This is a genomic window from bacterium SCSIO 12643 (assembly GCA_024398135.1).
Taxonomy (GTDB): domain Bacteria; phylum Bacteroidota; class Bacteroidia; order Flavobacteriales_G; family Salibacteraceae; genus CAJXZP01.
Genome location: CP073750.1, coordinates 1122949 through 1145498 on the forward strand (window position 1 = coordinate 1122949; position 22550 = coordinate 1145498).

The 22550-nt window shown below is 36.3% G+C and carries 19 protein-coding genes; 7 read left to right on the forward strand and 12 right to left on the reverse strand.

Annotated features, from left to right (window positions below; genetic code table 11):
- Window positions 1-10: 10 nt before the first annotated feature.
- Window positions 11-1027, forward strand: a complete 1017-nt coding sequence (locus KFE94_04890; protein ID UTW67452.1) for a nitronate monooxygenase — start codon at window positions 11-13, stop codon at window positions 1025-1027.
- On the opposite strand, the gene KFE94_04895 is transcribed toward KFE94_04890, so the two are convergent.
- Together KFE94_04895 and KFE94_04900 are read right to left on the reverse strand one after the other, a co-directional pair.
- Entirely contained in the window at window positions 1024-1656 is a 633-nt protein-coding gene (locus KFE94_04895) for a CAP domain-containing protein (GenBank protein UTW67453.1), read from the reverse strand. The genes KFE94_04890 and KFE94_04895 overlap by 4 nt on opposite strands.
- A gap of 78 nt (window positions 1657-1734) precedes the next feature.
- Window positions 1735-3366, reverse strand: a complete 1632-nt coding sequence (locus KFE94_04900; protein ID UTW68213.1) for an amidohydrolase — start codon at window positions 3364-3366, stop codon at window positions 1735-1737.
- 139 nt (window positions 3367-3505) lie between these two features.
- On the opposite strand from KFE94_04900, the gene KFE94_04905 reads away from it, so the two are divergent.
- Window positions 3506-4471 carry a hypothetical protein gene (locus KFE94_04905; protein UTW67454.1) on the forward strand — a complete coding sequence of 322 codons (966 nt, stop codon included), beginning with the start codon at window positions 3506-3508 and terminating at the stop codon, window positions 4469-4471.
- Entirely contained in the window at window positions 4468-5643 is a 1176-nt protein-coding gene (locus KFE94_04910) for a hypothetical protein (GenBank protein ID UTW67455.1), read from the forward strand. Before KFE94_04905 ends, KFE94_04910 begins: the two co-directional genes overlap by 4 nt.
- A 1-nt stretch (window position 5644) precedes the next feature.
- Here the strand turns inward: KFE94_04910 and KFE94_04915 are convergent, their stop codons facing one another.
- The 7 genes from KFE94_04915 to KFE94_04945 form a co-directional block, all read right to left on the reverse strand.
- On the reverse strand, window positions 5645-6496 hold the full coding sequence (locus KFE94_04915; GenBank protein UTW67456.1) for a CDP-alcohol phosphatidyltransferase family protein: 852 nt from the start codon (window positions 6494-6496) through the stop codon (window positions 5645-5647).
- Between the two features lie 144 nt (window positions 6497-6640).
- Window positions 6641-9169: a T9SS type A sorting domain-containing protein gene (locus KFE94_04920; GenBank protein ID UTW67457.1), complete on the reverse strand. Its 2529-nt coding sequence runs from the start codon at window positions 9167-9169 to the stop codon at window positions 6641-6643.
- 22 nt (window positions 9170-9191) lie between these two features.
- Window positions 9192-10022: a hypothetical protein gene (locus tag KFE94_04925; GenBank protein UTW67458.1), complete on the reverse strand. Its 831-nt coding sequence runs from the start codon at window positions 10020-10022 to the stop codon at window positions 9192-9194.
- Window positions 10022-10750, reverse strand: coding sequence for a tail fiber domain-containing protein (locus tag KFE94_04930; GenBank protein ID UTW67459.1), 729 nt, complete (start codon window positions 10748-10750; stop codon window positions 10022-10024). The genes KFE94_04925 and KFE94_04930 overlap by 1 nt, the downstream gene beginning before the upstream one ends.
- A 292-nt stretch (window positions 10751-11042) precedes the next feature.
- On the reverse strand, window positions 11043-12278 hold the full coding sequence (odhB, locus tag KFE94_04935) for a 2-oxoglutarate dehydrogenase complex dihydrolipoyllysine-residue succinyltransferase (GenBank protein ID UTW67460.1): 1236 nt from the start codon (window positions 12276-12278) through the stop codon (window positions 11043-11045).
- 3 nt (window positions 12279-12281) lie between these two features.
- On the reverse strand, window positions 12282-14978 hold the full coding sequence (locus KFE94_04940; protein UTW67461.1) for a 2-oxoglutarate dehydrogenase E1 component: 2697 nt from the start codon (window positions 14976-14978) through the stop codon (window positions 12282-12284).
- Between the two features lie 169 nt (window positions 14979-15147).
- On the reverse strand, window positions 15148-16596 hold the full coding sequence (locus KFE94_04945) for an oligosaccharide flippase family protein (GenBank protein UTW67462.1): 1449 nt from the start codon (window positions 16594-16596) through the stop codon (window positions 15148-15150).
- A 203-nt stretch (window positions 16597-16799) separates the two neighbouring features.
- Here KFE94_04945 and KFE94_04950 point away from each other — a divergent pair, with 203 nt between their 5' ends.
- The 3 genes from KFE94_04950 to KFE94_04960 are packed head-to-tail and all read left to right on the forward strand — an operon-like array spanning window position 16800 to window position 19307.
- Entirely contained in the window at window positions 16800-17930 is a 1131-nt protein-coding gene (locus KFE94_04950) for a glycosyltransferase family 4 protein (protein ID UTW68214.1), read from the forward strand.
- Window positions 17920-18510, forward strand: coding sequence for a ribonuclease HII (locus KFE94_04955; GenBank protein UTW67463.1), 591 nt, complete (start codon window positions 17920-17922; stop codon window positions 18508-18510). The genes KFE94_04950 and KFE94_04955 overlap by 11 nt, the downstream gene beginning before the upstream one ends.
- Entirely contained in the window at window positions 18510-19307 is a 798-nt protein-coding gene (locus tag KFE94_04960) for a peptidylprolyl isomerase (GenBank protein UTW67464.1), read from the forward strand. Before KFE94_04955 ends, KFE94_04960 begins: the two co-directional genes overlap by 1 nt.
- Window positions 19308-19309: 2 nt before the next feature.
- Here the strand turns inward: KFE94_04960 and KFE94_04965 are convergent, their stop codons facing one another.
- The 3 genes from KFE94_04965 to KFE94_04975 are packed head-to-tail and all read right to left on the reverse strand — an operon-like array spanning window position 19310 to window position 21052.
- Window positions 19310-19555 carry a hypothetical protein gene (locus KFE94_04965; protein ID UTW67465.1) on the reverse strand — a complete coding sequence of 82 codons (246 nt, stop codon included), beginning with the start codon at window positions 19553-19555 and terminating at the stop codon, window positions 19310-19312.
- A 1-nt stretch (window position 19556) separates the two neighbouring features.
- Window positions 19557-20126 (reverse strand): leucine-rich repeat domain-containing protein, encoded by a 570-nt coding sequence (locus tag KFE94_04970; GenBank protein UTW67466.1) that lies wholly within the window; start codon window positions 20124-20126, stop codon window positions 19557-19559.
- Window positions 20123-21052 (reverse strand): bifunctional riboflavin kinase/FAD synthetase, encoded by a 930-nt coding sequence (locus KFE94_04975; GenBank protein UTW67467.1) that lies wholly within the window; start codon window positions 21050-21052, stop codon window positions 20123-20125. The genes KFE94_04970 and KFE94_04975 overlap by 4 nt, the downstream gene beginning before the upstream one ends.
- Window positions 21053-21292: 240 nt before the next feature.
- On the opposite strand from KFE94_04975, the gene KFE94_04980 reads away from it, so the two are divergent.
- Window positions 21293-22516 carry a T9SS type A sorting domain-containing protein gene (locus KFE94_04980; protein ID UTW67468.1) on the forward strand — a complete coding sequence of 408 codons (1224 nt, stop codon included), beginning with the start codon at window positions 21293-21295 and terminating at the stop codon, window positions 22514-22516.
- Window positions 22517-22550 lie beyond the last annotated feature (34 nt).

Here is a 22550-nt window from a genome sequence, read left to right on the forward strand (position 1 = left end):
TTGAATTCTAATGAAATTTAACACATCACTAAATGCGCTTCTAGATATTGATTTTCCTATGATTATGGCACCTATGTTTTTAGTTTCCAATTTAGGAATGATCAAGTCGGGTATTGATTCTGGGATTGCAGCCGCTTTTCCCTCCTTAAATTTCAGAACCGAGGAAGATCTTTCAAATGCGCTTCAAACGCTTAACGAATATTCGAATGACAAACCCGGAAAATATGGTGTAAACCTCATTGCTCAAAAAAGCAATCCTTATTTCGAAAAACACCTCGCTATTTGTGTAGAACATCAAGTTCCATTTTATATCACTTCACTTGGGAATCCGCAAAAAGTTATGGAACAAGCACATCAATATGGGGCTAAAGTGTTTTGCGATGTGGTCAATATGGAACATGCGCAAAAAGTATATGATTTAGGGTGCGATGGTTTTATCGCTGTTGGACAGGGAGCTGGAGGTCATTCAGGACCGAACCCTCTTCAAATCTTAGTACGTGCGTTAAAAAACAAATTTGATATTCCGGTAATTGCTGCCGGTGGAATTGCAGATGGTTGGGGTATGGCATCTATGTTTGCTTTAGGAGCGGAGGGAGTCTCCATCGGCACCAAATTCATAGCTTCAAAAGAAGCTTCAGTAAATGAAGCTTATAAAGATGCGATTGTAAGAGCCCAAATGAAAGATATTGTGATGTCCAACAAAATTTCCGGTTCATGGGCAACAGTCATCAATACGCCATACGCGAAGAAAATTGGGCACCAACAAAGCTTTTTAGAGCGTTTCTTATCTAATAATCGGACCACTAAGAAATACTTTAAAATGTGGGTACAATATATTGGTATGAAAAAATTGGAACAATCTATTTTACCTGCCAATTACAAAACGCTTTGGATTGCGGGTAAGTCCTCCGAATTAGTGAATAAAATTGAACCTGTTGCGGATATCATTCAGCAACTTCAAAAAGAATTGGATCAGGCGTTGGATGAGATGGAACAATTGAGATTACCTTCAAATTTGAAGCTTTAATTGGCTTCTAACTGGCCAAAATCCATCACACAGCCTTTGATGTAATTTTTGTGATTTCCCAAGGAGACTCCCACACAATTGTAGTTCGGACTAAGTATCGCTTTTCGGTGACCAACATCTTTAACTCCATCATCTATCAATAGTCCGATTACATTATCCAATGGAGTTTCAAATCCCAGTCCTACATTTTCTGAAACTGAGATATAGGTTTTAAATAAATGATCTACACGTTTTTTAAATGTTTTACCATTGGAACCCGTATGTCCTTCTATTCCCTTTTCACCAATATCATCCAAATGCGATTTGGAAACCTCATATAAATCTTGTTTCATCGTCAAAGGCTTCACCGAGTTCGCTTTCTTTAAATCGGAATACAATGATTTCACATAGTGGTTTTTATTCAACTCATAATGGGCTACATACGGTTTCAATATCGCTTCCATAAAAATCTGCGGTTCCAAACGCACCAGATTCATATAAAAAACAACATCCTGCTCCTCTTTTGTCATAAAAGACACTTCCGAGTTCGCTTTAGCCAAAGTCAACGTTTCTCGAGAAAATTCACTTAAGTCGGGTTGATACATTTCCCTGGCCATTCCAAACAAGGGCAATAACAATATCCAGAACATCCATCTCATATTCTTTAAACTCCTCACCTGTCTATAAATTGTATGAATTGTTTCACGCATCGCTATAACTCCCTCAGATTATTTTTGATATACCATTTCTCCGTCCACTATAGTATAAGTTACCTGGAGTTTATCAAATGACTCCGGTCTCACCGTCATTAAATCCATATTCAGAATCGTAATATTGGCTTTTTTACCAATTTCCAAACTACCTTTTTCTTGTTCTTCAAAATTGGCCAAAGCATTCCAAATAGTCATTCCACGAATGGCTTCTTCTCTGGTTAATGCATTTTCTGCATTAAAACCTCCATCCGGATACCCTTTTATATCCTGTCTAAATACAGCCGCATAAAATGTTTTTAAAGGAGAGATATCTTCAATTGGGAAATCTGTACCCAAAGCCAAAATGTAGTTTTGATTCAACAAATCTTTATACGCATATGCCGTTTTAATTCGATTTTCTCCCAAGCGCTCTTCTGCCCAGTACATATCAGAAGTTGCATGGGTAGGTTGAACTGATGGAATGATGGTATACTTCTTGAACTTATCTAAATCAATAGGAGTAACGACCTGAGCATGTTCAATTCTCCAACGCATATCATTTACTCCGGTTAACACATTCCCGTAGATATCTAACAATACACGATTTGCAGAATCTCCAATACAATGGGTATTCATTTGATAACCTGCATTTTTGATTTCCTGAGCTAATTCTTCCATATGTGCTAATGGTGTAATTATCATACCATGATTTTCATGGTCATCAGTATACGGATGGATCAATGCCGCCCCTCTTGACCCCAAGGCTCCGTCAGCATAAACCTTAATCGACCTAACAGTCAACTTCTCTTTTGAAATAATTCCTTTCTTCAGAAAATATGATACATTCTCCGGTTTATCAGACACCATTGCATATATGTTCATCTTTAACAATGAATCCTCTTGTAACTTTTCAATCAATTCGATTTGCGCACGGTCCAATCCAGCATCGTCCACAGTAGTTAGCCCCACTTCAAAACACATGGTTTGCGCATATAAAATAGCTTTTTGAATCATTTCAGCATCCGGTTCAGGAATTTGATCTAATACCAGATCGACTGCATTATCTACTAATACTCCTGTAGGTTTACCATCCATCATCGCAATCATTCCGCCATCAATTTCAGTGGATGCATTGATTCCTGCAATTTCTAATGCTTTCTGATTTGCAATAGCCCCATGTCCATCAATTCGTCTTAATAATACCGGAGTATCCGGAAACAACTCGTTCAACTTTTTATTGGTTGGATATTCTGCAACCTCCCAGTCATTTTGATCCCAACCTCTTCCTGTAATCCAATCTACTTTATTTGATTTTGAAAATGATACTACACGCTCTATACACTCTTCCCAACTTTTGGTTCCTACCAAATTCACCTTCTGAAGACTCAAACCATATCCTACAAAATGACAATGTCCATCGATAAATCCAGGATACACAAATTGTTTTTTGGCGTTTATGGTTTGGTCACTCTGATATTTATTCATGATCTCATGCTCTGGTCCAATCGCCACAATCTTCCCTTGATGAATCGCCAGTGCCTCCTCTTTAGAAAAAGATTCATCCACAGTATAAACAGTCGCATTGTGGATGATCATATCTACTTTTTCTTTTTGTAAACCTGAACACGCCACTAACGACACAATACTCAACATCCACAGCCACTTCATATTTTGCATAAAACTCATTTAAAATCACCCAAAAATAGAAAAAGTCACAGGGAGTCTTTTGGGTTTTAAACAAAGCCATTCACATTGCATTTTTAAAAACGCGAGCATTCAATTTAAAATATTCTTAATTTAGCCCGTAATGGATTCTCCGCATAAAGAACTTTACGAAAAACATATTCTATCCTCAGAACAATTTGAGTATCTGGATAAAATCAAATCGGGCCGACTTATTTCGCTCTATGTAGAGTTAAGAACTCTTCTGTACTTAGGCGTCCTACTTCTCTCTACAGGCATTGGTTTGATGATTTACATTCACATGGAAAATTGGGGACATCTGGTTTTAATTCTAGGTTTAACGGTCCTGGAAATTGCATGTATATATTACATCAGCCAACATATTCCACCATATTCTAACGAAGTACAAAAGCCTCCTACACCCTACTTTGATTACATCTTGTTGTTGGCGGCATTAGTTTTTGTTTCGATCTCTTCATATGTACTCATTCAATACGATCTTATTGAACCCCTGATTAAATGGTCCTCACTCCTGACTTCATTTCTATTCTTTTATGTAGCGTTTAGATTTGACCATAGAGGAATTTTATCATTAGCCATTACCGCATTTGCAGCATTTTGGGGACTTCAGGTAAGTTTCACACAATGGTATCATTCTGATTTTGTGAACCTACTCTCACTATACAATACCGGAATTTGGGTTGGTGCTTTATTCGCTCTAACCGGATACGGATTGTATTACAAAAACATAAAACCACACTTCTCATTCACGTTCAAAAGCTTCGGGCTCTTGCTCTTTTTTGGTTCCATCGTTTCTGCTTCTTTTACCAGCGACTATTGGGTCTTTTATGCATTAGTTGCGTTAATCTCAGGAATAAGTGTGGCCGTCAACTCCTGGAAAAGACAAGAATATTTATTTTTCATAATGGGTATCTTATGTGGCTACATCACAGGCACCCGATTGCTCTTTGAAATCCTGGAAGATTTACCATTCGAATTATGGTTGATGTATTTTATGGCATCAACCGGAGGAATTGTGTTTATGATTGAACGCATCATTAGAAACATGAAAAAAAATCGTCAGTTATGATCGCATATAATCCGGAAGAACTGAAAAAAATTGAAATCATGGATGAAGCACATTCGTGGCACAAGAGTGGTGTGATTGATGATGATCAATGGAACGTTGTAACACAAGAATTCTCATCTAATTTATACCACCCCCCTATTTGGCTTAGAGTACTTCTTTTTATTGTTACGATCATTGGGGTGAATGCCGGAATGGGATTATTTGCGAGTACTTTCTTATTTAATACAGACAGTGATAATGCGGTTAGAGTACTTCTCGCACTTGCAGGAATCAGTTATTTGTTGATTTTGGAATTAGGTTTAATCAAATCCAAACAACATTATAAATCCGGGGTTTCAGAAGCCTTCCTGTTTTTAGGGTTGGGACAACTGATCATAACTTTTTACTGGGATGATGATATTTCTCTGTTCTTAGTTTTCATACTTCTTATAGCCGGAGTTTTTATAGCACTACGATATCTTAATCTCATTGGAGTCATTATTGCCGCTGGTGCATTTGCATATTTGATATTTGACACACTATATGCCATAGGTGGCTTCGCTCAGGCTATAATTCCAATGGTATTTGTGGTCCTTTTTGGAATTCTCTATATCCTCAGTCAATATGTCCAAAAATCGTTTAAAATTCCATTTTACTATAAAAATCATTTTATCCTTATTGATATTATTCTACTAATATTGACATATTTGGGAGGCAATTATCTCGTTGTACGTGAACTTAGTATTGAATTAATGGGACTGGATTTAGCTCCTGGGGAAGACATTCCATTTGCATTTGTTTTCTACTTTCTAACTTCTGTGATTCCTTTGATATATCTTCTTATTGGGCTTCGAAAAAAGAATATTATTCTCATTAGAACAGGTGTTCTGATTCTATTTGCAAGTGTAATCACCTTTAAATATTATTACAGCTCGGGTCATACTGAGTTCACTTTAACTCTTGCTGGCAGTGTGGTTTTAGGGCTTGCTATTTGGGCCTTAAACTATCTCAAAACCATGAAACATGGCTATACGAGAGAGCAACTATTATCGGATAAATGGTCAAACCTAAACGCAGAAAGTATTTTGGTTTCTTCTACCATGGGTGGAAACGCTTCCATTGAAGAACCTATGAATGATGTGGATTTAGGCGGAGGAGAATTTGGTGGTGGCGGTGCCGGAGATCAGTATTAATCTATTTCTTTACTAAAAAATGAATGACCAAACTGTAAATCATATAAAACAATACAATGATCGGAATAACTGTATAATCTAAATAAGGAAAACCCGGAATTGAAAACCAATAAGGCAGAAAGACCGTAATTATCAATAACCCTACAACAATTAGAAAGATATATCTGTGTTTGTTTCCTGCCCAGCTCATTTCTTTAAATTTAAAATTGAGCATGGTTACAGGAGCTACCATCATTATAGATAAGAAGATACTGATCAGAATATACCATTCCGAATAGAACAGATTATACACCAAATGAAAATCGAAGTGACTCCAATAGTTCATTACCATTAAGCTTCCTAATTGTTCGTCACCTAATGGATAATACATATTTAGGTTATACTGTACTGATAATATAATGGTAAATGACGCTACAAATAATGCCGCTGCCGGTGTTGGCACTCCAATAAAAGAATCGGATTGATTTTCATCGATATTAAATTGCGCTAGTCTTAAAGCAGCAAACAAAGCATAGAGTATACCTACAAGCGACAATAACACATGACCTATCGGACGTGCTTCAATGGGCATAAAATACTCTCCAAAGCCAATAGTAATGTGCTGATATAACATCACACCCGGCAACACCCCAAATGTGACCATATCTGCCAATGAATCCAATTGCTTTCCAAATTCTCCGCTCACTCCAAGCGCACGCGCGGCTAAGCCATCAAAAAAATCAAGTACGGCAGCAATTCCCATACATAAGGCTGCGCCAAACATATTGGCCTGGAACGTTAAAATAATTCCCATTATACCAAATGCTAAATTTCCTAAAGTTATCGAATTGGGTACTGCTGCTTTGTAATTCATGAACACAAATATAATGACATGGCTTATGCAAAAACGGGACGTTTTAAGAAGTTTTATATTTTATTCCATAAAAAAGGCTTCCAAAAAGAAAGCCTCTCATATTTATTTAATTATCTGAACAATTTTTAAGGTAAACCAAGACTATCATTTTGTAATGATAAGTTTCTTTGATGTAATCTGACCTTGAATCTGTATATGGACAATATACATACCCGAGGGAATAGATCGAATTGGAATCTTAATACTATTTTCAAAATATGTATCCTTTGGTTTTATTGTTTTCCCCGATAAATCAGTAATCCATACTTCAGCATCTACATCATTGATATTGAAAGTAATATTTATAACTTCTTTTGCTGGATTAGGATAAATTTTAATATTCATATTGAATTTATCAAATTCACTATTAAATTCAAAAACATCTCTTTTTGAATAATAAGGATTGAAGGATTTACAGAAATCCCCTAGATACTCATCACCAACAGGTTCGCTAGGTTCCCAGCATCCTGGATAAACTTCGTTAGGATCAATTCTTAAAGTTACACCAGCATTAAGTTTTACATTATTACCAACATTAATGTGTTTCCCAGAAACAATATCACTAATCCCATTAATATTTAATGTTTGAGAAGAATTTCCATTCATATTAACTTCATAAAGCCCAAAATAATCTCCCGGAGGATAAGTATTTGGAGACGTCATGTTTAGAATATTCTCTATATTGTCAAACATATTTACCCAGTTTGGATCAGATGCGGTTGTGAAGCCATTAACATAATAGCTATAATCACCATAGCTATTACCAATCAAGTCCTGCACATAATCTACATGTCCACCTTCTTGTAATATTAAATTACACATAGGTGTTTCTTCCAAAGTAACTTTTGTAGGTGTTTCTACATTATAGGTAGCAATAAAAATAACAGGCTCTCCTTTTCCATCTTTTCTTTCTAGGACAGCACGGATACGGAAGGTGATTTCAGGATCATTTGAACCTCCATAATCCCATTCTGGATAGTTGTTCCACTCGTAGGCCCTGTTAACAAAAACCCTAAATTGGTTGTTTTTCATACAGGATAACGAAGAGTATGGTGTTTTAAATGTAAGAGAGTCTAACCAATCATCATCATCAACTTCCCATCTATTAATTTCAATGCCTTGATCAAATAATGATTCCTCATAGTTATTGAAGTCAATCGGTTCAGTATTTGCTGGTCCAATAGGACCATGCATTACATTCGAAGCTCCATTGATAGTTATATTTGAAACGTAATCGTTTGATAGTACTTTAGTTTTATTATCCCTTGGCCCTCCAATACGGTAAAGAAACGCACCTTCTATACTTTTCAGTTCTAAATTAGAGTGCGGATTAAGCGCGAATTTAATATCTTTTTTTAGTTTATATTGTCGTACTTTTGGTAATCTACTTACGATGTTTTGTCCGTTAGGTAATAATGCTCCAGTTGGTGTAGATAGGAGCATATTATATTCTATATACTCTACTTCTGGTGCTTCCATTAGATTTATAATTCCTAAAGGGTTATGATACTTTGGTACCAATAGTGGATTTAAGTTTTGAGCGCCATCTGCCCCGGGAGCTAATACTTTTTGTTTTATATAATCATTTGATGTAGTTATCGTTCCCCATGCTTTTGAAGATGGAACCATGGCTACATTTGTCTCTTTATGCTCATCTGCACCTCCGGCAATAAAAAAGTCAAGTAAATTCATTACTCCAGAAATACCATTTAACCAACTATTGGCTGTACTTAAGATGCCAGCGTTGATCAAGTTTTTTAAAGGAGCGGTTTGCGTTTGTTTTTGTTGAGCTTCAGATACTTTTATTTGTGTAAAGCTATCTTTTATGACTTTAGTTTGTTTGCTACCAGTTTGTATTCCAGAAAAAGTAGCTTTAAACCAATCACTTCCTGTATTTGTGACCCCTCCCTGAACAACTTGAGAATTATTAATAGGATTCTGATTTATTATCATTTCAATATCTGATTCTTGGATAAGGGAAGCTCTAAACAATAAAAAAGATTCTTTTTCACAAATACATGGATCATAAATAATGGGAAAATCTGCAAATAGCCAAAAGTGTTGATCTACTACATATTGATTTGGTTTAGCAAATTGTATATTTGAATGGGTTGAGTTAAACTTATTCATAGCATCCATAGGTGTTTTATATCCGCTTAGATAGGCGTTTCCCATTTTTACGTTGTTAGAATTTTCTGCCCACTCTAAATATACTATAGCTTTTTTAGCTTCAGCATCATCATTGATTAAGAGCATGAAAACTCTTAGAATTCCCTTGTATCGATTGTAAAGAACAAATACTGGATCATTTACAGCATTTGAGGGTGTTCCAAAATCATAATAAACGACCTCCCATCCATCTTCAGGCCTAAAATCTTTCAACAAAGGCACTGCAGGTATATTTAAGTTGGGTTGACCTTGAGGGTAAAAGAAAGGAGAACCAAAATTTACTTGCTGTGGTCCTGTGGGAATATATACCTCACCATCGTTTAATAATTCTAAACGCCAATCAAACCCTCCAGTAATATCCGGATTGGTTGTTTCTGTGTTTTGCTTACAATAAGGAACTTGTTGTGCATGTATAGAAGAATACAATCCTAAGCAAAGGATTATAATTAGATTTAAGGATTTCATAATAATATTTATATTAATAAGGTTAATCTTGCTCAATTCCAGAGTAAGTGAATCTTTGATACTTGTTATCTATGAGAAACTCATATTCAATATTTAAAGTGTTTAATTTAGAATTGAAAATAGCTACGGTAGTCCCTAATTCATATGCATCTGAGGTAACAAACCCATTATAAGAGAATCTTGTAACAGGGCGATTTGGAATATTTATTCCATCCGGAGGAACAGGCATTTGATAACCACTAGGAAAATTTGTTAAGAAAGCTACAGGAAGCCTTTGATTATAACCCATACCCGCATAATATGTTAAAGTATCTATATCGGTTATAAAGACTTCATTTGGATTCAAATTACTTTCTCCTTGATATTTCCCCAAATAAGGAACATCCCACCACTTTCTTACTTTTAATGTTTTATATACAGTATCAATAATAGCTTCATTACCTAGGCACTTAGCCACAGAGTTTTTATAAGCAATACATCTGATTTTTACATCTCCAAAAGCTTCTTTAAAATAGATTTCCAATTTTTTTTCTCTACGAATTCTTGGGTCAGTACCGATCGTCCAGTGCACACTATCTACATTTTCGTCTAAAATTGAAAAATAAATAGTATTGCCTTCAATTGTATTTTCTGTTTCTACAAATTGCCCCATGTCAAATTCCATGATGCGTTCTTCCATTTTAAAATCTGCAAAATTCCCAGAAACGCATAAGCAAGGATCGTAATTGGGACAACTAGGATCATTTGGATTATCACATTTACAATTTTGTAATAGAAAAAATGATAATACCAACAGGGTATAAATTACCTTTCTTACATTAATAGTATTTGCAATATGATTTAAACTGAACATTATTTAGTATTTGCTTGAATTTCTTCAAGTTTTTTCTGTAACTCTTCTATTTGTAATTGTTGTTCTTTTATCGCTTCCAAAAGCACAGGTATCATCATAGAATAATTTACCCCTAGATATTCCGTTCCGGGAATATTTGTAACCATTTCTGGAAACTCATCTTGAAGTTCTTGAGCAATAAACCCAATCTGATTACTTGATTCCAATGCTATTTCAGCTTTTTTCTCTTCTGGAACATTTTCATACTTCGTTGCATCCATATCATATCGATATGCATTTAATTTCATTACTTTAGATAATGCACTTCCATCCCAAAGCTTGATGTTAGTTTTTAGTCTTCTATCTGAAAAGTATACTGTAGGGTTTGGAGAATAAAAACGAGTAGCAAAAACTCTATAAATTTCATTATTAGCATTTCCAATCCAAGCAGTTTTACTGAATTGTGGGAGAAGTATTGGTTCGTCAAACCAAGTTGTACCAGTACCTCCAGTAGAAGTTGTATTATTATGATAATTTCTAAAGTAAAAACCAGAATTAGAACTTCCAAATGCGGAGCTTACAGGATGAATATAAAAATCACCGTTAATATTCACTTTTTCAGTAGGTTGAGCATTTGCATAACCCATGGTAATATTACTATTTTGCCATACTTGAATTTGTGAATAAGAATTATAACTAATTGTCGATAATACGAATAGAGTCAATAATGGTAATAGATTAAATTTCATTTTAATTAGGTATTAAGATTAACAATAGTACAATATTACGAATTTAATATGTGCTATGCAAAGAAGTGTATATTAAAATAATAGCTCCAGTTTTTTGATAAATAGAGCTATTATTCTTTCGTTTAACTAGAAGTTTAATTTTATGCTGAATATTATATATATACTCAATCCCCATAATTCATCCAAACTATCCCTACTATTATGTATTCATGAGCATCTGAAATAACAATCCATTTTCTATTAAGGCAAAAGAGGTCCAAAAGACCTCTTCTTAATTTCATATATGGATTTCTTATAGACCCAATAAAACTTCTGCCGGTTCTTTTCCTCCAAAGATCAACTTCGTTGGGTTTTCCAACATTTCTTTTACAGTTTTCAAGAATCCAACTGAATCTTTTCCATCAATAATTCTGTGATCATAGCTTAATGCTACATACATAATCGGGCGAATTTCTACCTTACCGTCAATGGCCACCGGACGCTCAACAATATTGTGCATTCCTAAAATAGCGCTTTGAGGAGGATTGATAATTGGTGTACTCAACATCGATCCAAACACCCCACCATTGGTGATCGTAAATGTTCCTCCGGTCATTTCATCCAAACTCAATTTACCTTCACGTGCTTTCAATGCCAAACGTTTCACTTCTGCTTCAATCTCGGCTAAGCTCATCGTCTCTGCATTACGAATCACAGGAACCATCAATCCTTTAGGAGCTGAAACCGCAATTGCGATATCTGCATAATCGTAAGAAATGATTTCCTCACCATCGATCATTGAGTTAACCAATGGATATAGATTCAACGCTTCCGCACATGCCTTAGTGAAAAATGACATAAACCCTAAGCCTACACCATGTTTCTCTCCGAATGCTTGTTTGTATTTTTTACGTAAATCCATGATTGGCTTCATGTCTACCTCATTAAATGTGGTCAACATAGCCGTATCATTCTTAACTGAAACTAAACGCTTAGATAGTTTTCTACGTAACATACTCATCTTCTTACGACTTTCGTTACGCTCTCCGGTTGGTGTATAAATGGTAGACGCATCTACTCCTCCAGTTAAATATAAATCTACATCACCTCTAACGATTTTACCATTAGAACCTGATGGATTTACCTTAGCAGGATTCACAGCGTTTTGCTTCATTACTTCTTTGGCCAAAGGTGTTGCTTTTACATCCACTGCTGGTGCAGAAGCTGTTGGAGCTGGCTTAGATTCAGCTGTAGGTGCGGGAGCCTCTTCTTTAGTTTCCGCTACTGCAGACTCAAAGCCTTCTGGTTTTTCAGCGTCTGTATCAATATTACAAACCACTTGCCCTACCTCAACAGTATCACCTTCTTCAGCAATTAAAGTTATCACCCCTGAAGCTTCAGCAGGTAATTCCAATGTAGCTTTATCCGAATCAATCTCAGCTATAATTTGATCCGTTTCTACATAGTCGCCCGACTCTACAAGCCATTGTGCGATTTCTACTTCCGTTATCGATTCTCCCGGACTCGGGATTTTCATTTCCAAACTCATAATCTATTTAAAAACTTGATCAATAATTTTATTTTGACGATACTCAAATGCTTTTGAAGATCCTGATGCAGGACTTCCACTTGATCTACGCGAAATTACATCTAAATTGAACTTACGCATCTTACGTAAGATATATCCCCAGGCACCCATATTTTCTGGCTCTTCCTGTACCCAGAATAATTCAGCACCTTTATATTTCTCCACAATCGCTTCTATTTTCTCCATATTCAATGGATACAATTGCTCTAATCTAACGATCGCTACATCATCTCGCTTCAACTCTTCACGCTTTGCAATTAAATCGTAATAGATCTTACCGTTTAAGAATACCACACGTTTCACATTTGCAGCATCTACCGTATCATCAATAATTTCTTCAAATGCTCCATTGGCAAAGTCCGAAACTTTAGAGACACATTGTGGATGTCTTAAAAGCGATTTTGGTGTAAACACAACCAATGGCTTACGGAAATCACGTTTTAACTGTCTTCTTAATAAATGGAAGTAATTTGCAGGGCTTGTACAATTTGCCACTACAAAATTATCCTCAGCTGCCAATTGTAGGAAACGCTCCATACGAGCACTAGAGTGCTCTGCTCCCTGTCCTTCATATCCATGAGGCAATAATATCACCATACCATTCATGGTCTTCCACTTGTCTTCTGCAGCAGATAAGAACTGGTCAAAAATGATTTGTGCTCCATTGGCAAAATCACCAAACTGTGCCTCCCAAATCACCAATGAATTTGGAGATGCCGAAGCATATCCATAATCAAATCCTAATACCGCGTATTCAGATAAGAATGAATTGTAAATGCTAAAACTTCCTTGTTTCTCTTGCAGATTTCTTAAAGGCACATACTTTTCTTCGCTGTCTTCTACCATTACAGTAGCATGTCTATGCGAGAAAGTCCCTCTTTCCACATCCTGTCCACTGATTCTTACATCATGTCCTTCAGTCAATAAACTCGCATAAGCCAAAAGTTCTCCCATGGCCCAATCCAGTTTATCCGTATTCAACATTTCTTTACGTGCATCAAATAATTTTTGAATTTTTCTAAAGAACTTTTTGTCTTTAGGCAAATCGTTCAATGCCACCCCAAGTGTTCTCACCTGATCTTCAGAAATTGCTGTTTCCACCGGTTTCAATACATCACCAATCACAGGAACAGATAAATCTTTCCAGGTTTCTTTCATGAAGTCTTGAATATCTGCATGCTCTTCAGTCTTCGCTACTTCTAAACCTTTATTTAATTCCTTTTCAAAAGCTTCCTTAGTTTCTTTCGCATAAGAAGCGGAAAGGATTCCTTCCTGAATCAATTTCGCAGCATAAATATCTTTTGGGTTCTTATGCTTCGCAATTGCTTTGTATAAAATTGGCTGTGTAAATCTTGGCTCATCACCTTCGTTATGACCAAACTTACGATAGCCTAATAAATCAATAAAAACGTCTTTTTTATAACGTTGTCTGAAATCCATTGCGATTTCCATCACATGTACAACAGACTCTACATCGTCACCATTTACATGGAAAACCGGAGATAAAGAAACTTTACCTACATCGGTACAGTATGTACTGGAACGTCCATCGATATAATTCGTAGTAAATCCGACTTGATTATTGATTACAATATGAATTGTACCCCCTGTTTTATATCCATTCAATTGTGCCATTTGAACCACTTCGTACACTACTCCCTGACCTGAAATAGATGCATCTCCATGAATCACTATTGGCAACGCTTCATCTGAACTTTCTAATTCGTTATCGATCTTTGCTCTGGTAATTCCTTCTACCACCGGACCTACAGCCTCCAGGTGAGATGGATTCGGAGCTAAAGTCAATTTCAACTCTTTTCCTTTATTGGTTTTCACCAATCTGGTTGATCCCAGGTGATATTTTACATCACCGTCAAACAATTCATCATCATAATCTAACCCCGCAAACTCCGTAAAAATTCTTTCTAAAGGCTTTTTAAAGATATTTGCTAAAACATTCAAACGACCACGATGTGCCATTCCAATAATCAACTCTTTCACACCAAGATCAGAACCATTTTCCATCAAAGCATACAAAGCAGGAATTAATGCTTCGCCACCTTCTAATGAAAACCTCTTTTGCCCTACGAATTTCTTATGTAGAAAACTTTCAAATTCTACGGCATCATTTAGCTTACCGTAAATTCGAAGTTTTTGATCTTTAGAATAATCAGGTGTATTTCTGTTTTTCTCTACCCGCTTCACAATCCAGTCTAATTGCTCTGGCTTACGGTTGTAAACATACTCTACTCCAATTGACTTACAGTACGTTTGCTCTAAGAACGCAATAATTTCCTTAAGCGTAGTTGATCCGATACCTAATGTTTTTCCTGCATGGAAAACAGTATTTAAATCACTTTCTTGTAGTCCGTAATATTCAATTGAAATCGTGTCGGTGTACGCTCTTCTGGTACGAACAGGGTTTGTCTTTGTAAACAGGTGTCCTCTTGTTCTGTAGCCATCAATGAGTTGATAAACCTTAAACTCTTTTTCTACATTGGCTGGTATTTCCCCGCCATCATATTGCTCTAACGCAAATTCGAATCCCTGAAAAAATTCTTTCCAAGTTGCATCTACATTCTCAGGATTCGCTTTGTATTGCTCATAAACCTCGTTTATGGCGTTCACATCTCCGTTCCCTACGTAGGAATAATTGTCCATTTCTTGGCTCGTTGATTTATTGGCAAATTTAGATTCAATTTCGGGGTAAAAGAAATGAAAGTTTGATTTATTTGGAAATATTTTAATACTTAAGTTACACACGATTTATAATCTCATAACATTGGAGACGAGCGAACTCCCGTATCCTTTATTATTATTGAGACACGCGCTATTTATCACCAAATTTTAAAATATTATAAATCCCTTTTAAGTTAATTAATCGGGTGACAAAAGCCCAACCCACAGAGAAGATCAGGAGTATCGCCATCATTAATTTATGATCAATGTCAAACAAACAAATGATTTCAGCCATGGCATATAGCCCTCCAGAGAACAAAATAAGACTCGCAATCAGTTGCCATCTGGGTTTTACTACAAACGCTTTTTTGATGTATAATAACTGAAGTCCGACCACAACAATTTGAGTAACTAAAGTGGCCATTGCAGCTCCTTTAATTCCAATACTTGGGATCAAACCATAATTTAACCCCACGTTGATTATCAACCCTATAAATGAGATCACATTGAGCACCTTCATATCTCCATTTGCTGTGAGCAGTGTTCCAAAAACATAGGTAGAAGCCAATGGAATAAATGTATACATCAGGATAGTTTGAATCTCTGCTGATTTTTCAAACTCAGCATCAAACAAAATTCTAACCACATCAATACTGAAGAAAGAAATGACTATTGCTCCAATAATTGCCGGGGTAACCAATAACCTAAATGAAAGCGACATCAGATTCTCAATCTTTTCTTTTTGCGCCAGCATTTTTGAGAACATGGGTAACAATAATGTGGCGAATAATAATGCAAACATACTTGCCATCTCAGGTAAACGATATCCTTGTGCATAAATCCCAGCCTCTTTTGCGCCATCTGGTAAAATACTTTCAATCATGATGACATCTATTCTATAATAAATCGTCATGATCAAGGTCAACATCGCGTAAGGGAAACTATCCTTTACGATTTTAGGCAAGACATCAAACTGTGGCTTTTCAATTTTGACTTTTGCTTCAAACAATAAAATGGCCAAAGCCACTACTATTGTTGACATATACGCAGCGCCCTGAGCATACGCAAACCACTCAATTCTAAAAGGAACTTTTATCAAATCGGTCCATAACAGCACGCCACAAATTGCAATCATCAGGAGTCTATCCAGTACCGAAATGATACTATCCACTTTAAAGAATTGAAGTCCGGCTAAATTGGCTCTCAGAAACAACACGATTGAAAGTAACACTTGATTTACTCCAATGAGCAGAAGAAGGTAGAGATAATGATCGGGATAATTTTTGACATACTTCCCGATAGTCATTACCAAAATCACGAACAACAATCCAAATCCCAGTTTGACTACCGACAAGGTAGACAACAACTGTCCGGCTGCTTTTGGATTCTGGGAAATATTCCGGTTTTGGAAATTATTAATACCGAAATCCAGGAAAATATGGAACAAAAAAGAGAAGTTCAGCATGGTAAAATAAATCCCATACGATTCAATTCCAACTGCATTCTGGACCCCAATACCAATCCCTAAAACCCAAAAAGGCTTAATCAGTAGATTCAGAAATAAGAGAAATCCTAAATTGGTAATGAACTTCTTTTGCACATTATTGGTTTTGGGTCAAGCTTTAACATCTCACCCTTATTATAGTGGCCGTAAAAGTAATAAGTTTTAGGCTGGGCTCCCATTAAATTTATTGTTCTGCAATTCAAATGACATCTATCGCTTTTGGCCATTGACAATATTTTTTGCAATTATCCCCATTGAAAATGTTACTTTCGTCTCGTTATTTCAGAAACTCATTCAGATTGAAAATTGCAGTCAATACAAGGTTATTACTACCGGGTAAACTAGAAGGTATCGGATGGTTTACATATGAAACTCTAAAACGCATCACTGAATCACATCCTGAACATGAGTTCTTATTCTTGTTTGATCGTCAGTATAGCGAAGAGTTTATTTTTTCTGATAATGTAACCCCCATCATCGTACCGCTTCAGGCCAGACATCCGATTTTATATTATATCTGGTTTGAATGGCTGATTCCCCCGATTTTAAGGAAAAATAATGTAGACTTATTTCTATCTCCGGATGGGTACTTAAGTTTAAATTCAGAGAAAAAACAACTTGCGGTCATACACGACATCAACTTTGAATATTACCCAAGGCATCTGCCATGGTTTGCCAGAAAGTACTACCGTTTCTTTTTTCCGAAGTTCTCTGATAAAGCTAAAAGAATTGCTACAGTATCTCAATTTAGTAAGGAAGACCTGATCAGACATTATGAGGCAGAACCTGAAAAAATTGATGTGGTCTATAATGGTGTGAGCGATGTGTACAAACCTGTTTCTGAAGAAGTAAAAAAACAAACCAGAGATCAACATACGCAAGGGGCGCCATACTTCATTTTTATCGGATCTATCCAACCCCGAAAAAACCTCACTCAGTTATTCAAGGCTTTTGATCTTTTCAAAAAAGCACATGATACGGATATCAAATTGTTAATCGTAGGAGAAAAAAGATGGTGGACCAAAGCCATTCGAACAGCTTTCGATGAAATGCAATTTCAGGATGATGTTATTTTTTCAGGTAGATTAGAACAAAAAGAATTAAGTGAAGCGCTGGCATCTGCGTTGGCATTAGTCTATGTTTCCTTCTTTGAAGGATTTGGAATTCCAATTGTAGAATCTATGAATTGTAATGTTCCGGTAATTACTTCAAATGTAACATCTATGCCAGAAGTTGCCGGAAAAGCAGGTGTATACGTGAGCCCTTTTGACTCTGCCTCTATTCGTGAGGGAATGGAAAAAATAGCATTCGACCAAAAACTTGTTGGAGAATTGATCGAAGCTGGCAAAGTGCAAAGAGAAAAATTCAGTTGGGATAAAACAGCTCAGGCATTATGGAATTCGATTGAAAAATGTGTTTATGAGTCTTAAGCCTTTCTCTCAGGAAAATATTTTAGAAGCCGGATGTGATGAAGCTGGGCGTGGGTGTTTGTCAGGACCTGTGGTAGCCGCTGCGGTAATCCTCCCTCCCAATTTTGCCAATGATGTTCTGAACGACTCCAAAAAACTAAGCGAAAAGAAACGCTACGAATTACGCCCCATCATTGAGCGCGAAGCTATTGCATGGGCGGTTGGAATTGTTTCAAATACTAAAATTGATGAAATCAATATTTTGAATGCTTCTTTTCTAGCCATGACTCAAGCGGTAAAAAAACTGAATCAGGTTCCGGAACATTTATTAATTGATGGAAACCGATTTAAATCTGATTTAGACATTCCTTTTTCATGTATGGTAAAAGGAGACTCCAGATTTATGAGCATCGCTGCCGCTTCGGTGCTGGCTAAAACCTATCGTGACGACATCATGCTCGAACTTCATAAAGAATATCCGGTTTACGATTGGGATAAAAACAAGGGGTATCCAACTCAAAAGCATCGTCAACAAATTGCCATTCATGGCGCTACTCCACATCATAGAAAATCGTTTACACTTCTACCTAAAACAGTATAATGTATAAATATTTTCTTTTCGCCATACTGTTTATGGGGCTATTCGCCTGCTCTTCAGAACCTAAAACTGAGACAGTAGCACCATCTCAACCTAAAATTGAAAAGAAAAAGGAAACTCCGGTTAAAGAGAAAGTAAAACCTCAACCGATCAAAAAAGAATATCCACGCATTACCAATCAGAATGTGGTTCAATTTTTAACTCGATACGGGAAAGAAAATAAAGAAACCGTAATTCGACTGACTTGTCCATATGGGGATATCGATATCAAACTTTACAACAACACGCCACTACACCGTGCCAACATGATCTACCTGACAAAAAGAGGTTATTTTGATCTCACTCAATTTTATAGAGTCTCTAAAGATTTTGTGGATCAAGCTGGAAATTCTGACGAATGGGAATGTCAGGAAATGCGTGCGGAAATTGGGGGGTATACACTTCCTGCAGAATTCAACACGCAAAACATCCATAAATATGGTGCAGTAGCTATGGCCAGACGTTATGATAAAAACCCAACCAAAAGGTCATCCCCTTTTGAATTCTATATCACTTTAGGGCGTCCATATAATGCCACAGAAATTCGTGCCCACGAAAGAGAGTTTGGCACTTCTTATTCGGATGAACAAAAGACGATCTATAAGAAAATCGGAGGTACCCCATTCTTAGATCAACAGCATACGGTAATTGGCGAAGTGATCAGTGGAATTGAAGTTGCACAAGAACTGAACAAGGTAAAAGTGGACAACAGAGAGTGGCCGTTGACAGAGATTCCAATCTCTATGAAAGTGATTCGTTAATCCTAACTCAAATCCATTGGGATCAACTTCATTGCAAAAACAACTTTAGAATCTTCTTTAGACGTACGTTCAATTTCGTCCTGAACAATCTGCATCACTTCTTTGTATTCTCCAAATACCTGTGTACTCATATTGTTTTCATGAATCGTCACATTTGTATTGGATTTCAATCTCTCGATAAAATCGAGAATTGGAGGCTTATAATCCGGATTTAAAGGATACATGCTGATATCTATAGATACTTTCATCTTAATTGCAATTACAAGTTAAAGGGAATAATTTGATACAATCATGCGGCAGCATTTTTCTGATTTTATCTGCTGTTTCAGGCTCCACATATGAATGTCTAATATTCAAAAAACTAAGATTTCTACAATAGGCTAATTCATCCGGAACATCTTTCAAATTGGTATAATCTACATCTAAATATTCCAAACGTTTTAAGTTCCCAATGGATCCTGGCAAGTATCGAAACGAATTATGATGTAATTCCAATACTCTAAGATTTATTAATTGTCCCAATTCTCCGGGAATAGAATCAATCTTATTTCGGCTCAGATTCAGTTCTTTTAATTCCGTTAGTTTAGAAATTTCTGCTGGGATTTCAGTAATCTTATTCTTACTTAAATTGAGTTCCTGAAGATTTTTGAGGTTACAAACCTCCATCGGAAACTCCGTAAGTTTTTGTTTCTTTAAAATCAAGACCTTCACACTATCTCCGGCTTGAATAGCTTTATCCAGATCAGTATATACACTATCCTGCTGTGCTGACAAGATCAACGAAAAACTTAAAGCCCAAATGGTCAAAAACCATTTCATATTCCCAGGATTTGTAATACTTCGGTTTGATCTTTTTGCAATTGAACTCCTAAAGCTTCAATGTTCGCAAACTTCTTTTCGCTTCGGGTTCTTTTTTTAAAGTTCACCTGAATGGGTTCTCCATAAATAGTACGATTAAAATTGAAGATATGCACTTCTATACTCCTACTACGTTCATCACTTACGGTAGGGTTGTAGCCAATATTAAGCATCCCACCATACATCTCATCTCCAATCAACACTTCCACAGCATACACTCCGGTTGCAGGAATTATTTTATACGCACTTTCAATTTCGATATTTGCGGTTGGGAACCCTATCGAAGATCCTTTTTTACGTCCATGTGCTACCTTTCCCGAAATCATAAAATCATATCCCAGAAAGACATTTGCGGTTTCAATATCCCCTTCTTCTAGTGCTTTGCGAATCTTGGTACTACTGATGTTAATATTCTCAAATGTACGTGCTTCAATTTGTTCAATCTCGAAGTCGTAAACTTTTGAAAACTCTTCTAAATCCGTAATTGAACCTTCTCTATTCCTCCCAAATTGATGATCATAACCAATCACCAAAAGTTTAGTTTGCAACTCTTTAATCAAGATATCACGGACAAAAGAAAGCGAACTGGTTCGTGAAAACTCTTTGGTAAAAGGAATGATGACAAAATGATCAATCCCTGCTTTTTCCAGGCGATCGATTTTCTCATCAATAGTATGCAACAACTTAATGTCTATATCCGGATGAATCACTGTACGTGGATGTGGATCAAAAGTCACAACTACCGTCTCTCCATCATGCTTTTTCGCCAACGTCTTTATCCTATTTAATATCTCTTCATGCCCACAATGTACGCCATCAAAAGTCCCAGTAGTCACCACCGCATATTTGGGTGGTTCAAACTTTTCTATTCCGTGATATACCTTCAAATCCTCTACTTTTATTTAAGGGATACAAAACTAATAATCATGATGAATTGAAACACGCATAATTATCAGATCAGCTAATCACCTCTTTTCCCTAATGTTAATTCCTCTCAAGCCCCTATCAATTAGCAAATTCACTACTTTTAGGTAGAGCCTTATGACTTAAACATGACAATCTAACTTTTCCCTTTGCTGTTACTTTGCAGTCACAAATTTTAATAAGGGCAATTACTAAAAAACATCATGAAAAAACTTTTACTTTTTATTGTTATCTGTTTACCAGCTTTAGGTTTTTCTCAAGCTGATTCTGTATCAATCGATGCGGGTTACACTCACCAGGCTTTCTATAGTTTTAGCAATGGACTTGTAAAGAAATCTACATCAGATTGGGATCTTGCATTTGGAATTGGAGGTTTCAATATTGACATTAGAACTAACGAAGGTCACGCAGTAAAATTATACTTATATCCTAACGGGGATACCGCTGCATGGAACAACATTGACACTACCGGACTTCAAAACTGGACTCCAAGACATAATGATGAAAATGACTGGAGTAACACCGCTTTTACTACTGCAGGTTCTCACCCTGATTACGGTTGGGGCGTGTATAATTCAACAACTCACGATGTATTAGGAGATAGTATTTATATCATACAAACTAAAGGTGGTGATTTCAAAAAATTACGTATCGATGGCATGTATGCAATGACTGGTTCATTTGTAATCACTTATGCAGACCTTGATGGTAACAACGAAATGACCGGAACTATTAAAAAAACAGATTATACAGGCAAAAACTTCGCTTACTATTCTATTGACAATAATACTGTTCTTGATTTAGAGCCAATGGCTGCAGATTGGGATATCGTTTTCAGCAAATATGGAGCGGCACAACCACAAGGTGGTTATTACAACGTAACCGGAATTCAAACCAATAAAAACAGAACTTCTGCCGAAGCCAGAGGTGTCGACATCAATACTGTTGATTGGAACACTCAAAATTTTGTTAGTGAAGTTGGAACAATCGGATGGGATTGGAAATCATTTAATATGAATACTTTCTCTTATGACATCGAAGATAGTTTGACTTACTTCGTTGCAGATACCAACAACAATGTATGGCAAATCACTATGACTGCTTTTGATTACACGGTTGGAAAATTTGTATTCAACAAGAAAAGAGTAAACGGTGTAAGTGTTGAAGACATTACTAACGGGTTTAACGAGGTGAAATTATTCCCAAATCCAGCTACAGAAAATGTAACACTTAACATTGAAAGTGAGCAAGTAATAAACGATATCGATGTAAACATTTATTCTCTTACCGGACAATTGGTTTGGTCTCGTAAAGTGGATATCGTTTCTCAAACAAACATTAACATTCCAGTTCACAACTGGCAAAAAGGAATTTACATTGTTAGAGTTGGTTCTGGCAACGTAGTAAAACAACTTGTAATACAATAAACCAGTACTCCAATTTAGCAAAGGTGAATCGTAG

What these genes read in the sequence shown, in the direction of transcription:
- KFE94_04925 (UTW67458.1), bottom strand. Translation starts at nt 10,022, where the DNA reads ATGTTCAGTTTAAATCATATTGCAAATACTATTAATGTAAGAAAGGTA.
- KFE94_04960 (UTW67464.1), top strand. Translation starts at nt 18,510, where the DNA reads ATGTATAAATATTTTCTTTTCGCCATACTGTTTATGGGGCTATTCGCC.
- KFE94_04940 (UTW67461.1), bottom strand. Translation starts at nt 14,978, where the DNA reads ATGGACAATTATTCCTACGTAGGGAACGGAGATGTGAACGCCATAAAC.
- KFE94_04905 (UTW67454.1), top strand. Translation starts at nt 3,506, where the DNA reads ATGGATTCTCCGCATAAAGAACTTTACGAAAAACATATTCTATCCTCA.
- odhB (UTW67460.1), bottom strand. Translation starts at nt 12,278, where the DNA reads ATGAGTTTGGAAATGAAAATCCCGAGTCCGGGAGAATCGATAACGGAA.
- KFE94_04915 (UTW67456.1), bottom strand. Translation starts at nt 6,496, where the DNA reads ATGAATTACAAAGCAGCAGTACCCAATTCGATAACTTTAGGAAATTTA.
- KFE94_04970 (UTW67466.1), bottom strand. Translation starts at nt 20,126, where the DNA reads ATGAAATGGTTTTTGACCATTTGGGCTTTAAGTTTTTCGTTGATCTTG.
- KFE94_04890 (UTW67452.1), top strand. Translation starts at nt 11, where the DNA reads ATGAAATTTAACACATCACTAAATGCGCTTCTAGATATTGATTTTCCT.
- KFE94_04955 (UTW67463.1), top strand. Translation starts at nt 17,920, where the DNA reads ATGAGTCTTAAGCCTTTCTCTCAGGAAAATATTTTAGAAGCCGGATGT.
- KFE94_04965 (UTW67465.1), bottom strand. Translation starts at nt 19,555, where the DNA reads ATGAAAGTATCTATAGATATCAGCATGTATCCTTTAAATCCGGATTAT.
- KFE94_04980 (UTW67468.1), top strand. Translation starts at nt 21,293, where the DNA reads ATGAAAAAACTTTTACTTTTTATTGTTATCTGTTTACCAGCTTTAGGT.
- KFE94_04910 (UTW67455.1), top strand. Translation starts at nt 4,468, where the DNA reads ATGATCGCATATAATCCGGAAGAACTGAAAAAAATTGAAATCATGGAT.
- KFE94_04930 (UTW67459.1), bottom strand. Translation starts at nt 10,750, where the DNA reads ATGAAATTTAATCTATTACCATTATTGACTCTATTCGTATTATCGACA.
- KFE94_04895 (UTW67453.1), bottom strand. Translation starts at nt 1,656, where the DNA reads ATGTTCTGGATATTGTTATTGCCCTTGTTTGGAATGGCCAGGGAAATG.
- KFE94_04900 (UTW68213.1), bottom strand. Translation starts at nt 3,366, where the DNA reads ATGAAGTGGCTGTGGATGTTGAGTATTGTGTCGTTAGTGGCGTGTTCA.
- KFE94_04920 (UTW67457.1), bottom strand. Translation starts at nt 9,169, where the DNA reads ATGAAATCCTTAAATCTAATTATAATCCTTTGCTTAGGATTGTATTCT.